Source organism: Sphingomonas sp. BL-S-25 (assembly GCF_055521555.1).
Genome location: NZ_CM145486.1, coordinates 2,966,068 through 2,980,361, shown reverse-complemented (window position 1 = coordinate 2,980,361; position 14,294 = coordinate 2,966,068). Strand labels below are relative to the sequence as shown.

12 protein-coding genes are annotated in these 14,294 nt (G+C 68.1%); 6 read left to right on the top strand and 6 right to left on the bottom strand.

Annotation, left to right across the window (positions count from 1 at the left end):
- Positions 1–224: 224 nt before the first annotated feature.
- Positions 225–2,834, bottom strand: coding sequence for an ATP-binding protein (locus tag ACZ1H8_RS14325; protein WP_465177849.1), 2,610 nt, complete (start codon positions 2,832–2,834; stop codon positions 225–227).
- A 162-nt stretch (positions 2,835–2,996) separates the two neighbouring features.
- On the opposite strand from ACZ1H8_RS14325, the gene ACZ1H8_RS14320 reads away from it, so the two are divergent.
- A complete protein-coding gene (locus ACZ1H8_RS14320) occupies positions 2,997–3,230 on the top strand; it encodes a hypothetical protein (protein ID WP_465177848.1) in 234 nt (77 codons plus the stop codon).
- Positions 3,231–3,565: 335 nt separating this feature from the next.
- Entirely contained in the window at positions 3,566–4,255 is a 690-nt protein-coding gene (locus ACZ1H8_RS14315; protein WP_465177847.1) for a hypothetical protein, read from the top strand.
- A gap of 19 nt (positions 4,256–4,274) precedes the next feature.
- On the opposite strand, the gene ACZ1H8_RS14310 is transcribed toward ACZ1H8_RS14315, so the two are convergent.
- The 3 genes from ACZ1H8_RS14310 to ACZ1H8_RS14300 are packed head-to-tail and all read right to left on the bottom strand — an operon-like array spanning position 4,275 to position 5,165.
- Positions 4,275–4,712 (bottom strand): GyrI-like domain-containing protein, encoded by a 438-nt coding sequence (locus tag ACZ1H8_RS14310; RefSeq protein ID WP_465177846.1) that lies wholly within the window; start codon positions 4,710–4,712, stop codon positions 4,275–4,277.
- A 21-nt stretch (positions 4,713–4,733) separates the two neighbouring features.
- A complete protein-coding gene (locus ACZ1H8_RS14305; protein ID WP_465177845.1) occupies positions 4,734–4,889 on the bottom strand; it encodes a hypothetical protein in 156 nt (51 codons plus the stop codon).
- Between the two features lie 36 nt (positions 4,890–4,925).
- Entirely contained in the window at positions 4,926–5,165 is a 240-nt protein-coding gene (locus ACZ1H8_RS14300; protein WP_465177844.1) for a hypothetical protein, read from the bottom strand.
- Positions 5,166–5,325: 160 nt separating this feature from the next.
- Here ACZ1H8_RS14300 and ACZ1H8_RS14295 point away from each other — a divergent pair, with 160 nt between their 5' ends.
- The 4 genes from ACZ1H8_RS14295 (at position 5,326) to ACZ1H8_RS14280 (ending at position 12,003) form a co-directional block, all read left to right on the top strand.
- Positions 5,326–6,480 (top strand): helix-turn-helix transcriptional regulator, encoded by a 1,155-nt coding sequence (locus ACZ1H8_RS14295; RefSeq protein ID WP_465177843.1) that lies wholly within the window; start codon positions 5,326–5,328, stop codon positions 6,478–6,480.
- 138 nt (positions 6,481–6,618) lie between these two features.
- Complete coding sequence (locus tag ACZ1H8_RS14290) at positions 6,619–7,857, top strand: serine hydrolase domain-containing protein (protein WP_465177842.1); 1,239 nt, start codon at positions 6,619–6,621, stop codon at positions 7,855–7,857.
- Positions 7,858–7,990: 133 nt separating this feature from the next.
- Positions 7,991–10,207 (top strand): TonB-dependent receptor, encoded by a 2,217-nt coding sequence (locus tag ACZ1H8_RS14285; protein ID WP_465177841.1) that lies wholly within the window; start codon positions 7,991–7,993, stop codon positions 10,205–10,207.
- Between the two features lie 26 nt (positions 10,208–10,233).
- The gene (locus ACZ1H8_RS14280; RefSeq protein WP_465177840.1) at positions 10,234–12,003 is read left to right on the top strand and encodes a tannase/feruloyl esterase family alpha/beta hydrolase; all 1,770 of its coding nucleotides are present in this window, start codon (positions 10,234–10,236) and stop codon (positions 12,001–12,003) included.
- Between the two features lie 9 nt (positions 12,004–12,012).
- On the opposite strand, the gene ACZ1H8_RS14275 is transcribed toward ACZ1H8_RS14280, so the two are convergent.
- Both ACZ1H8_RS14275 and ACZ1H8_RS14270 read right to left on the bottom strand, forming a co-directional pair.
- On the bottom strand, positions 12,013–12,423 hold the full coding sequence (locus ACZ1H8_RS14275; protein WP_465177839.1) for a GFA family protein: 411 nt from the start codon (positions 12,421–12,423) through the stop codon (positions 12,013–12,015).
- Positions 12,424–12,784: 361 nt separating this feature from the next.
- Positions 12,785–14,266, bottom strand: a complete 1,482-nt coding sequence (locus tag ACZ1H8_RS14270) for a phospholipase D-like domain-containing protein (protein ID WP_465177838.1) — start codon at positions 14,264–14,266, stop codon at positions 12,785–12,787.
- Positions 14,267–14,294: the final 28 nt, after the last annotated feature.

Here is a 14,294-nt window from a genome sequence, read left to right as displayed (position 1 = left end):
CACCGATCCGAAGCAGTGAAATGTCCCCCGGGAACGCCAGTCGTTCCCGGGGGATTTTCGTTTGCGGGTGTTAGACGCTGCGCGAGCGAGGCGTCGAAAGAAGACACGCTGCAACCCCGTGCTCCGGCGAAGGCCGGAGCCCAGCCACGGCGACGGAGAGCTTTCGCGAAACTCGAAAGGCTTACCCGACTGGGCTCCGGCCTTCGCCGGAGCACAAGGCAGCCTTACCCATCCAGAACCTCGCGCACCTTGGCAGCCAGCTGATCGATGCCGAAGGGCTTGGACAGGAAGTTGGTGCCGGGATCGAGCACCCCGTCATGGACCACCGCGTCGCGGGTATAGCCGGTGATGAACAGCAATTTGAGGTCCGGGATCCTCGTCAGGGCGATGTCGGCCAGCTGGCGCCCGTTGATGCCCGGCATCACCACGTCGCTGAGCAACAGCGTCGCGCCCTGCCCCGCCTCGATCATCGCCAGCGCTTCCTCGCCGCTGCCGGCATGGACCACGGTATAGCCCAGGTCGCGCAGCGCCTCGACCGCGAACTCGCGCAGCCGCGCCTCGTCCTCGACCAGCAGGATCAGCTCCCCGGCATCGCCGCCCAGCGCCTGGCCCGAGGCGCGGTGGCGCGTGATCGCGGGCGCATCGCCCAGATAGCGCGGCAGGAAGACCTTCACCGTCGTTCCCCGGCCCGGTTCGGACAGGATCTTCACATGGCCGCCCGACTGGCGGACGAAACCGAACACCTGGCTGAGCCCGAGGCCGGTACCCTTGCCCACCGTCTTCGTGGTGAAGAACGGATCGAACGCCTTGGCCAGCACTTCGGGCGACATGCCGATGCCGGTGTCGGTGATCGCGAGCAGGACATATTGCCCCTCGGGCACATCCTCCGCCCGGGCATAGGCCTCGTCGAGATGGGCGTTGCCGCCCTCGATCGTCAGCGTGCCGCCATCGGGCATCGCGTCGCGGGCATTGACCGCGAGATTGACGATCACACTTTCCAGCTGGTTGCTGTCGGCATGGACCTGCCACAGGTTGCCGCCCAGGCTGGTCCTGAGCCGCACCCGCTCGCCCAGCGTGCGCTCCAGCATCTCGGTCAGGCCGGAGATCAGCGTGCCCAGGTCGATCGGTTCGGGATCGAGCGGCGACTGACGCGAAAAGGCGAGCAGCCGCTGGGTCAGCGCCGCGGCGCGGGTGGCGCCGTCCATCGCCGACACCAGATAGCGCGAGACATCGGTATCGCCGCGCTGGAGCTTGCGCTCCATCAGGTCGAGCCCGCCGATCACGATCGCCAGCATGTTGTTGAAATCATGCGCGATGCCGCCGGTCAGCTGGCCGACCGCCTCCATCTTCTGCAGCTGGCGCACCTGGCTCTCGGCCTGCTCACGCCCGGCGGTCTGATGATGCAGCTCGCTTTCCTGCTGCGCGACGCGGCTCTGCAACCCGATCATCGCCTCGCCGCGCTCGACCGCCAGCAGGGTCAGCTCGCCCACTTCGCGGACCAGCGCGATATCGTCCTCGCTCCAGTCGCGCACCTGATCGGAATGAAGGAAAAAGGCCGAATGAAAGCGCTCCGCGCGCCGGATCGGCACGGTCAGTCCGGATCGGACGCCCATCGCCGCGATCGTGTCCAGCCCGCCCAGCGGATCATGCTCGGCGTCGCTATAGCTGATCGCGACGCCGCTTTCCCATGCCTCGGCAATACGCTCGCCGCAGAACTCGACCTCATGCTCGCCCGACAGCGGCGCCATCCGGCTGGAGCTCCACACCGGACCGATGCGGATCCGTCCCCCGGGCAGCGCGCGATAATAGCCGCAGCGATCGGCACCGAAGCGCACGCCCAGCGCCTCGACCGCCAGCCGCAGCATCGCATCGGGGGATGCGAGGTCGCGCTGGCGCGCGCTCAGCGCCGCGACGAAATCCCGCTCGTCCTTGGCGGCCTCGATCGCCTTGGTCGCCTGCATCCGCTCGGTAATATCGTAGCTGACGCCGGGAAAGCGGGCGCAGTCGCCGATCGTGCCCGCCATGCAGCGGCCCAGCGACTGGAGCCAGCGCACCGCGCCCCCCTCCTCGACCAGCCGATATTCCTCGCGGAACAGGCTGCCATCGGCCACCGCGCGCTGAAGCGCCTCGCGCACGCGCGGCTGATCCTCGGGATGGACCCGGTCGAAAAAGGCGCTTGCCGGCGCCCCCGCCGCGGCGATGGCCGGCTCAAGGCCGTGCAACTGCGCATAGCGCGCATCGGCCGTCACCAGGCCCGTCGCGACGTCCCATTCCCAGGTACCGATCCCCTCGCCCACCGACAGCGCATTCTGAAGCCGCGCATCCGACTCGTCGCGGTCGCGCTGCGCCAGGATCCGTTCGGTCGTCTCGCCGGTGACGCAGAACAGCCCGGCGATCGCACCGTCATCGTCGCGCACCGGCGAATAGGAAAAGCTCCACCAGCTTTCTTCGGGCTCGCCCTGCCGGTGCAGGTCGAGCTTCATGTCGGTGACGCTCGTGCTCTCGCCGGCCAGCGTCGCATCGACCAGCGGACCGATATCGTCCCAGATGTCGCCCCACAATTCGCGGAACGGACGGCCGAGCGCGCCATCGGCGCGCAGGCCGAGCACCGGGCGATAGGCGTCGTTGTAGAAGCTGGTGAGTTCGGGCCCCCAGGCGAGGAACATCGGCGTCGGACAGGCCAGCATGGTCGACACCAGGGTGACCAGCGCGCGCGGCCAGCGATCGGGCGGACCCAGCACCGACCGGTTCCAGTCGGTGGCGACGATCTCGCGCCCGACCCGGGTTTCGGTCAGCTCCCGGCCGAACCCGGGAAAGGCATCGCCGTCGCTCATCCGTCACCCCATGCGCACGCCGCAGGACGCGGCGGCCCTATCGATGCGGGCAGCGCCTGCACACGTCAACCCACGCGATCGAGAAGCGGCCGATCCTGCCTCGATTGCGCCGCCACGGAACGCCGGACCCGCGGGGCGGTTGAACGATCGAGGAGACCAGCCATGACCGACAAGGATCGCGACCGCAATTTCGACGACATCGCCGAGCGCAGCGAGGCGGCCGGCATCGCCGACGAAAGCGCCGCCTATACCGACGCAATCGCGCGCGAGGAGGAAGAGGATTCGACCGGCGACTCGGATAGCGCGGCCGGCGCGACCGAGAGCGGCCGATCGAGCAACGCCCCCGCCGAGGGCGACGAGGAAAGCGCCCCGCGCCAGCCGGGCTCGCCGGGCTGACTGACCGGGCCGGTCCACTCTAGGATCAGCCCTGTGCTCCGGCGAAGGCCGGAGCCCAGCTATGGCGGATGTGGCCCGGCCGAGCGCAGAGGCTCGCTGGACTGGGTTCCGGCCTTCGCCGGAACACCGGGTTGCTGCACTCGGGGTCCACGACTGTCCTGCGATTATGGGGACGAGCCTGCGCGGCCTCGACACGCGGTTCGGATCCGGCTTGGCGCAACGCGCGCGATGTGGTTGCATGGCGCCGCGCCGACGGCAGTGAAGCGGCGATCCGGAGAGGACTGGATGAAGCGCCTGACCTTGCGGATACCGCTAACCCTGCGAAACCGCATCGCTTGTGGCGCCGACATCGCATGCCGCTGATCCGGCTGCCGCAGATCGACCAGCCGACGCTCGACTATGCGCGAGGCGCGCTGCGCTATTTCCTGATCGTCTGGCTGATCGCGTTGGTCTGTGGCGCGGCCGGCCCCTGGACGGGCCATGGCGGGATGCTGGCCTTCCTGATCGGCCTGGTCGTCACAGCCGCCGCGGCGATCGGGGGTGCGGTCTACTGGCTGATCCGCGCGATCAAGCTGGATCGGCAGAGCGACAAATGGTTGAGCGGATGGTGGATGGCGATGCCCTTCGGCTTGCTGATCCTGTCCTTTCCCGCGGCCGCCTATCTTGGCGCCGTCGGAACGATGCTTGGTCACCTCGCCCGGCTGACGGTCGAGCATCGGCAATATGAGGCGATCATCGCCCGCGCGCCTTCGGTCCCGCGCGAAGTCGCCCGGTCGGAACCGACCGAAGGCCCAAACCATGTCGGCCTGGCCTATCGCATCGAGCACGGACCGCCGTTGCGCGTGATGTTCCGTCCCGACGGGAGCCGCTGGATGGCCGGATCGATCGTCTATGACGAGTCCGGCGACGTGATGAACGGCCCGGGTCCGCCGGGCTTTGGCGAGTTCAGACCGCGCGTCGGCGAGATAATGTCGGATTGCGCGAGGCTGTGGCGCAAGTATGAAGTGTGCTGGGCGGACTGGTGAGCACCCGCCTGCCGGCGCTTCAGACCGCCCGCACCGGCTGTCGCAGGATCGTCTTCAGCCTCGCAGCCTCGGTCTTGCGCGGGTCGCTCAGGTAGATTTCGTGGTGCGGGCCGGCGAAGGTGACGCCGAGGCGCGGCATCACCTCCTCGTGCAGTCGATGTAGCGTCGGCCCTTCGTCGTCATAGCTGCCGATATGCAGGATCTGCAGCGAGCGCCCCTCGACATGGGGCTCGAAGCGCAGCGTCGAGGGGCGATCGTCGCGCTTTCGCCGCGTCTTCGTCACGGCATCCTCGAACATCTCCGGCGTGACGAAATCGGGCGCCATGATCATGACCGTCCAGCGCCAGCGATCCTTCTCGCGCCGGACGAAGCTGCCGGGATCGTCCGACCACCACAACGCCTCCAGCGGCGGGACGACATAGTCGCGGCCCAGCCGCGCCTTCGCCGCGAATTTCATCGCGTAGCTGACACCGTAGAGTCACTCGACGGCGGTCCGATAGTCGGGCGCGGTGTTCGGATCGCCCGCGCCATCGACCTTCACGAACGCCAGGGTCGGTACATCCACTTCGGAAAAGTCGCGCGACGAGGGCGCGAACAACGCCCGGAACTGCTTCTTGAGATCGAGCTTGTCCATTCACGTTCCTCAGGTGGCATGCACGATCCCATGGCGTCAGCGGCGCAACCTGCGGCCGAGCCAGAAGGGGAAGATCAAACACGTGCCGAGCAGGCAGAAGAACAGCTTCCAGCGCGTGAACGCCACGCACGCCTGATAGTCCTGCGCGTCGCGGGCCGTTCCGCAGTCGCCCATGCCGGCGACGAAGAGGGTCACGACCCCCGCCACCATGACGAAGATCACGCAGTCGACGATCAACTGCCAGCGCCGCAATGCGTGTCCTCTCGGGAACCTCATGCCCACAGCATGCGCCACTGGCGCGACGCTGGCAATCGGAGCGACGGGGGTGCCGTGAAGTCGAGCCGCCCAAGCTCGACCAGACCGGCTATCGCGAACCGATGCGGAAGCGTAGCCTGCGGTCGTCGAGCCGAGCAAGCGTGCCGACGGGGAGGATGACATGGCTGAGGTGTCGAGCGACTTTCTTCTCGATCTGTACGGCTGCACGCGGCAGCCGGACCGCTGGCGCGGCGTGCTCGACCAGCTGTGCAGCACAATGTCGGTGCGCAGCGCGACCGTCCAGCTGTTCGGCCGCGACCGGTTCAGGCTGCGCCAGCACTGGTGCGCGCGCGACAGCTTCTCCAGCGCCCATGCGCAGCAGCACGATGCGCTGGTCAACAACGACGCCAATCCCCGCACCGACCTGCGCCTGACCCTGCCGATCGGCCACGACCCGATCCTGCGCGACGCGACGATGTTCGCGCCGGGATGCATCGAGATGAAGGCATTGCACCGGCGGCTGTCATCGCTCGGGCTGGGGCAGGCGATCGGGCTCGAGATCCCGTTGCATGACGACAGCGCGCTCACGCTGATGCTGCACCGTGCCAGCGACGACGACCGGATCTTCTCGATCGAGGAGGAGCGGTTCCTGCGCATGCTGGCGCCGCATCTGGAGCAGATGGCGCAGGCGAGCGCGGCATTCGCCGCGATCACCGCGGAGCGGGACGCGGGCCGCGCCGCGCTGAACCGGGTCGGCGCCGGGATGCTGGCGTGCGACGCGGACGGCCGCATCGTCTGGCTGGACGACAGCGCGCGCGCGCTGATCGCCCGCTCGCGGCATCTGGCGATCCGGGACGGGATGTTGCGCCCGACCGCCCCCGACGAACGCGATGCGCTGGGCGAGCGGATCATCGCGGTCACCGCGCGCACCGATCCGGCCCCCGACCGCATGGCGATCGTCATCGGCCGGGGTCGGGCCGATCCGCTGCAGGCACTGGTCTGCGCCGCGCCACCGACGGAGGCCGGCGCCGCACCGCTTGCCCCGGACCGGCGCCATGCGCTCGTCCTGCTCTCCGAACCGCACCGGCGCGTGACCTATGCGACGCGCGAGATCGCCGAACTCTTCGGCCTCTCCCCTGCCGAGGCGGCGCTGGCTGCCGCGCTGGCCGCCGGGGCGTCGCTGCAGGATTATTCGGCGCAGCGCGGAATCAGCATCGGCACTGCCCGGATCCAGCTGAAGCATGTGCTGGCCAAGACCGGCACCCATCGCCAGGCGGAACTGGTCGGACAGATTGCGCGGTCGGTCCTCGGCCAGGCCGGAGCCCCGCTGCACTGAACTCGCCGCGACCCGATCGCGAACCCATAGTATCGGTCGACATATCCTGTTTGGGAGTTTCCGGCGCGGCGTGCCGGCATCTAGCCTGCGGAGCAGCACGCCAGCGATGGGCGCGCAGAAAAGCAGGGAGAGGATGACATGGGCACCCGATTCGCGCGCCTGATTTCGCGTGGCTTGTGCGGCACGCTGGCGCTGATGGCGATCCCCGCCCAGGCGCAGCAGACGCTGCCGCCCCAGGTCGCCGCCGGCCAGCCGTCCGAGGTTCCAACCGCGGTGCAGGTCCTGCGCTGGCACATGCTGGACGGCGACGTGAATGCGCTGACCTTCCGCAGCATGGACACGCTGTTCACCACCCGGACCGTCGCCCGCTCCGGCCCCGTGTGGCAGTTGCCCGAGGCGGACCATGCGCTCGATTTCGACTATCGCTACAAGGGCAAGACCTACGCCGCCGACGCCTTTGCCGAGCGCACCTACACCAACGCGCTGATGATCATAAAGGACGGCCGGGTCGTCCATGAAAGCTATCGCAACAACAGCGACCGGCGTACCCGCTTCATCGGCTGGTCGATGACCAAGTCGATCACCTCGGTCCTGGTCGGCTGCGCACTGGCCGAGGGGCGGATCCGGTCGCTCGACGATCCGATCACCGCCTATCTCCCCGAACTCAAGGGCGGGGGCTATGACGGCGTGTCGATCCGCCACATCCTTCAGATGCGGTCAGGCGTCGATTATGAGGAACGCTACGACTTCGACAATCCCGGCATCGCCGCGACCAATCACCTCGGCGCGCTGGTCAAGAACGTCACGCGCTTCGTCGATCCCGCGCGCACGGTGAAGCGGGTGCACGCGCCGGGTACGGTGTTCCAGTACAAGACGATCGACACCGCCGTGCTCGGCTGGCTGATCGAGCGCGTCAGCGGCGGCAGCACGATCGCTGCCTATGCGGCGCAGCGGCTGTGGGAACCGCTGGGCGCGGAGTCCGACGGCTTCTTCATCATGGACGGCCCGCCGGGTGTCGGCCGCGAGTTCAACGGCGCGGGCTATAACGCGACGCTGCGCGACTTCGGCCGGTTCGGGCTGATGATGCTGAACGGCGGCAAGGCGAACGGGCACCAGATCGTCTCGCCCGAATGGGTGGCGCAATCGACGCGGCCGACCGATCCGGCGGAGCGCGGGCCGCTGGGATACGGCATGCAATGGTGGACCTTGGGCAACGGCGCCTATTCGGCGATCGGGCTTCAGGGCCAATATGTCTTCGTCGACCCCAGGACGCGGACGGTGGTGGTGAAGCTCAGCTATTTCCCGCCGGGCAACCAGAGCGCCGACGAGGAGACGGTCGCGTTCCAGAAAGCAGCATCGGCCTGGTCGCCGCGCTGAGCGGCTGGCGCGCAAATCTGGTCGGGCCGAGCGTCGTGAAGCCCGACCGCAACCCGGATTGCAATCGATTTCTAACAGATATAACCTATAGCAATGAGTCGGTAACCGACCTTGTGCTCTTGGAGGGGAGAACATGATGGTTTCGCATCGCGCGTTCACGCTCGCACTGCTGTGCTGCACCGCCCTGGCAACACCGGCCATCGCCCAGGACGCCCCACCCCCTCCAGCCGAAAGCGACGAGATCGTCGTCACCGCGCAGCGGCGCGAGGAACGGCTACAGGACGTCGCCGCCGCCGCCACCGTGCTCAATTCCGACGGGTTGCGGGACAAGGGCGTGCAGCGGCTCGACGACCTGCAATATGCCGCGCCCGCGCTGTCGATCACCGATGCCGGGCTGACCCAGAGCGTCAACATCCGCGGCGTCGGCCTGGCCAGCGGGTCGCCGTCGGTCGCCAATGGCGTCGCGACCTATGTCGACGGCGTGTTTCAGCCACCGATCGTCTCGACCAACGGCTTTTACGACGTCGGATCGGTCGAGGTCTTCCGCGGACCGCAGGGCACGTTCGTCGGCTCCAACTCGACCGGCGGCGCGATCTTCATCAACAGCCGCAATCCCGTGCTTGGCAGCGTCGAGGGCTATGGCGAGGCAAGCGCGGGCAATTACAATGCGTTTGGCGTAGAGGGTGCGCTGAACCTGCCGGTCGGCGACACGCTCGCGCTGCGCGGGGCGCTGCGTTATCGCAAGCGCGATTCCTACTACACCGATATCGGCCCGCTGGGGAACGAACCCGGCCGGCTCGACGAGATCTCGGGGCGCGTCGGTGCGCTGTGGCAACCCGCCGACGCTTTCCGCGCGCTGCTGAAGGTCGAGCTGTCGGACCGCAGCACCGGCGGCTATGCCTATGCGCCCTTTGCGGGCTCGGCCTATGCCGCCTATCGCCCGCGCGACATCCGCACGATCGATTATGACAGCCCGACGCGCAACGACGAAAAGGCGCTGCAGGCGTCGCTCGAGCTGCGCTACGAATTTGGCGGCGGGACCACGCTGCGCTCGATCAGCGGCTATCAGAACAAGCGTGTCTGGAACCTCTATGATTCCGACGGGACCAACGCGGCGCGCTATTCGCCCGCCGACGCCGCCTTCCTTCAGGTGCAGACCTCCGACCAATATGTCCGCGAGCGCGTCTGGACGCAGGAGATCAACCTGATCTCATCCACCAGCGGCGCGCTCAGCTGGATCGTCGGCGGCTATTTCCAGCGCAACATCATCGATGTCGACATCACCGGCCGGTCGAACGGCTTTCCGACCGATATCGACATCCTGACGAAGAAGACGACCACCGGCATCTTCGCCCAGGCGACCTATCGCTTCTCGCCGAAGCTCGCGCTCGATGTCGGCGGCCGCTATTCGCATTATTCGGTCGACGGACCCGGCTCGGTCCGGATCGGCAACGGCATTCCCGGCTTCCCCGCCGGCGGGCTGGCGGTCGCGGACCTGTCGGGCGAGCATCAGGACGGGCGGGCGACCGGCAAGGTGTCGCTGAACTGGACGCCCGATACGAACAACCTGATCTATGGCTTCGTCGCACGCGGCTACAAGCCGGGCGGCTTCACCTCGCCCACCAACGCGTTCCGCCCCGAAACGGTGATCGATTACGAGATCGGGTGGAAATCGACCCTGGCCGGCGGCCATGTCCGCACCCAGCTCAGCGCCTTCTACTACGACTATAGCAACTTCCAGTTCGACATTCTCGACCCCGCCACCGGCCAGGTGAACCCGACCAATCTGGCCGACGCGACGATCAAGGGGATCGAGGCGCAGGTCCAGGCGCATCTGGGCGGCTTCACCTTCGATGCCGGTGCCGCCTATGTCGATTCCGCGCTGGGCAATGTCCAGTTCGTCGACCAGCGCGCGGTGTCGCGCGCCTTTCCGGGGGCGACCTTCGTGCCGCAATGCCCGACGGGCCAGCCGACCACCCTGCCCGGCTGCATCAACTACACGCCGTTCGTCCGCGACACCGATGGCGGGCCCAATCTGTTCTCGCCCAAATGGACGTTCAATGTCGGCGCGCAATATCGCTTCGATCTGGCGGGCGTCGAGGTCACGCCGCGGATCAACTATGCCTATGTCGGGCCGCAGTTCACCTATATCGGCTATTCCCCGATCAGCGATCGGATCGACGGCCGCGGCCTGTTGTCGGCGCGGATCACCGCGCGGACCGGCAAGGTCGAGTTCGAGCTCTATGGCACCAACCTGGCCAATGTCGACTATGTCAGCGGCCAGAGCGGCAACAATGAATTCTACGGCGCCCCGCGCGAATATGGCGTCCGCGCGCGGCTGGATTTCTAGTCCGCCATAGTGATGGAGCATATCTGATGGCCAAGCGGCTTTTCGGCCCCTCGCTGACCGCGCTGATGCTGGCGTCGAGCTGCGCCACGCCTGCCCCGGATCCCGCGCCGCGCAGCGCTGGACCTGCGGCTGCTGCGCCGGTCGCGGCGGGCGACTGCGCCGCGCTGGGTGCGGCCGGAATCGGCTGGCCCGATCCGACGATGCGGATCCTGTCGGCAAAGCCGGTCGCGGCGGGCGCGACGGTCGATGCCGGCTTCGGGGGCAAGAGCCCGCCGCTGCCCGCGCATTGCGAGGTCGACGGGATCCTGGCCGAACGCACCGGGCAGGACGGCCAGAGCTATGCGATCCGCTTCAAGATGCGGCTTCCCGCCGACTGGAACCGATGCTTCCTGTTCCAGGGCGGCGGCGGCACCAATGGCGAGATCGGCAATGCATTGGGCATGGTCGCGCCCGGCGCGCCGCCTGCGCTGGCGCAGGGCTTTGCCGTCATCAGCCAGGATTCGGGCCATTCCAACGCGATCAACGCCGATCCGGCGAAGGGCGGCGCGGTCGCCTTCGGCTTCGATGCGCAGGCGCGCGCCGATTACGGCCATGCGTCGCTGAAGCGCAGCTATGACGCGGCACGCACGATCCTGACCCGCTTCTATGGCGGCGATCCGGCGCATTCCTATTTCGTCGGCTGTTCCAAGGGCGGCCAGGAGGGCATGGCCTTTGCCCAGCGCTATCCGGAAGCGTTCGACGGGATCGTCGCCGCCGCGCCCGGCTTCTCGCTGCCCAAGGCGGCGGTGCAGGAGGCGTGGGACACGCGCACCTTCGCCGCGGTGGTGCGCCCGGCGGGCGGCGCGCCGATGTCCTTCGAGCGGCTGGCGGACAGCTTCACCGACGCCGACCTTGGCCTTGCGCGCGACGCGGTGCTGGCGGCGTGCGACGCCGATGACGGGCTGAAGGACGGCATCGTCGGCGCCTTCGCCCAATGCACCACGGCCAGGGTGCGCCCGCAATTCGCGGCGCGCCAGTGCAAAGCGGGCAAGACCGCCGGCTGCCTGAGCGCTGCGCAGATCGGCGCGCTCGAAACCTCGTTCGGCGGGGCGCGCACCAGCAAGGGCGAGCCGCTCTATGCCAGCTTCCCCTGGGACAGCGGCCTGGCCGATGCGGGCTGGCGCATCTGGAAGATCGGCTTTCCGGCGCAGGGCGGCCGGCCCGCGGCGCCGGCGATCAACGTCGCGATGGGCGCCGCGTCGCTGGCGACGATCTTCTCGACCCCGCCGCGGCTGCTGCCTCCGGGGCCGCAGGGCGGGTTCGACTATCAGATCGGCTATGACTTCGACCGCGATGCGAAGGCGATCTTCGCGACCGGCCCGGGATTCCCGCGCTCGGCCTGGGACGATATCGGCATGCGCTCGCCCGACATGCGGCGCTTCCAGGCGCATGGCGGGAAGATGATCGTGCCGCAGGGCGTGTCCGACCCGGTCTTCTCGATCAACGACACCATCGCCTGGTGGGGTGAGGTCGATGCGCGCAGCGGCGGCCGTGCCGCGTCCTTCGTCCGCCTGTTCCCGGTGCCCGGCATGGGCCACTGCGCCGGCGGCCCGGCGACCGACCAGTTCAACGCGCTCGACGCTTTGGTCCGCTGGGTCGAACAGGGCCAGGCGCCCGAGCGGATCGTGGCAACCGCCGGCCCCGCCTCACCCTGGCCCGGCCGCACCCGCCCGCTATGCCCCTACCCGCTGGTCGCCCGCCCGGTCGCGCCGGGCGAGGGGTCGGAGAAGGCGGAGGGGTTCGTCTGTAGGCGCTAGGTTGCGCGCCTAGTCATAATGCTCGGCCCCCTCGGCGGCGATCGTGACCCAGCTGTGGCTGCGGCTCTCGTAGACCGAGTATTGCGGGGCGGGGAAATCGGGGTCGGCAAAGGCGCCGATCGCGACTGCGGTCAGGCCGGGCATGCCCTCACTGGCATAGACGACGGTCGAGCCGCAGTCGGGACAGAAGCGGAAGGTCGCCGGCGTCCCGCTGTCGCCGGTCGTCGTCCAGGCCCGGGACTCGCCCGACAGCACCACCTGCGCGTCCGGCCAGCGCGCCTGCGCCGCGAACGAACTGCCGCTGCGCCGCTGGCAGTTCAGGCAGTGGCAGACCGAGATCCGCACGGGCTCGCCGGTGCAGGTGGCCCTGAACTGTCCGCAACGACAGGTGGCGATGCGCTGGGTGGCGGAGTCGGTCATGGGCGCGAGGGTGGCAGCGCCGAAGGGGCGGGGCAAGCGAAGGTCCACCGCCTCACGGCCGGGAGACGAGCCGGGCCCGGCTGAGCCGAATTACCTTTTCTCTTTGTGCCTTTGTGTCTTTGTGCGAGATTTTTGCCCGCCCGCCCGGAAAGGCTCGTGCGAGATTTTGCTCGCACAAAGACACAAAGCCACAAAGGTCGTGAAGAAGGGACCCCCTTCTCTTCGTAACTTCGTGGCTTCGTGTGATCCCCTAACCCGGCCTGCCGGCGCGCCTCGGCGAAGGGATGCTCACACGAAGACACGAAGCCACGAAGACCCGGTGCAAAGATGACGTAGATCCTGCGCTATCGCGCCATATGCCTTATTCCGCGCGCCACAGCTTCAGGTTGCGGAACAGCCCGCGTTCGTCGAGCGCCTCGAACATCTCCTCGGGGCCTTCGGGGTCGAGGATCTGGTGGTCGGCCAGCCATTCCTCGACCGAGCTCATGTCGGGCACCTCATAGTCGCGCAATGTGCAGCGACGGTCCTTGGCGTTCTTTCTGCCCGAGAAGCGCAGGCTCTCGATCGCGGCGATCAGCGAGCCCTTCGCCTCGATCGCCTTGGCCACCGCCGCCGCGGTCACGCCCAGATGCTCGGCGATCAGGTCGTTTCGGACCATCGCGATCGCGGCGCTGCAATCGGCATTGGCCGGCGCGCTGCAGTCGATCGCGACGTCGCATTCGGTGTCCAGCCGCATCGAGCGGTTGTTCATGTTCGACGATCCGACGCGCAGGATCATGTCGTCGACGATCATGATCTTGGCATGGACATAGATGGGCGTGCCGTCGCGCGTATAGGGGTGATAGAGGCGCAGCCGGTCGTGCACGTCGCGCGTGCGCAGCGCCTGGACCAGCCGCGCGCGCGCCGTGTCCATCGCCAGCGGCTCCAGCCAGCCCTCGGCCGTTTCCGGGTTGATCAGCACGATCTCCGGCCCGTCAGGCTCGTCCAGCCGCCGCGCGATCGCCTCGGCGATGCGGCGCGAGGCGAAATACTGGCTCTCGGCATAGATCCACCGCTTCGCCCGGGCGATCTGTTCGAGGTACAGCGCCTCGATCTCGGTCACCTCGCGCTGATCGTCCATCTTCGGCGCGGTGCGCGAGATGGTGACCTCGACATCCTCGAACTGCACCGGCAGGTCGTCGGGCCAGCATTCATGCTTGGCGCGGATCGCCTTCAGGCCCTCGCCCCCCGCCCGCTTCCACCGGTCGCGGGCATGGCGGCCCAGCGCCGCTGCCGCCGGTCCCTGCAGCGCGGTGCTCGCGTCGTGCCACGGATCGGACGGGGCGCCGCCTGGACGCACCCGATCGGGCTCGTCGTCGCGGTGGGCGCGCGTATCCCAGCGATCGGCGGTCATGTCGATCCCGCCGCAAAAGGCGAAGCTGTCGTCGATCACCACGATCTTCTGGTGATGCGAGGCGGCGGGCGGATGGTGCCCGTCCAGCATGACATGGATGCGCGGATGCGCGGCCCATTTGGCGACGGTAAGGATGGTCTTGCCGCGGAACAGCGACTTGAGCGCGCCCAGGTCCCAGCGCAGCAGATAGACGTCGAGATCGGGATTGCGCTCGACCAGCCAGTAGATCAGGTCGCCGACGCTGGTCGGGGCGCCCGACGCCTCGCCGTCATCGGGCTCCGGCCCCTCGCCGCGCACCAGTTCGATCCGGGCGTCGAAGTCCCAGCCGATCAGCATGATCCGCCGCCGCGCCTTCAGCATCGCCGCGCGCGCCAGGCGGAAATAATCCTCGGCGTCGACGATCACGCTTGCCTTGTCCGCCCGCGCCGCGCGCCAATAGCTGCGCTTCATCGGCGGCCTCGCCCGGTGCGAAGGGGAC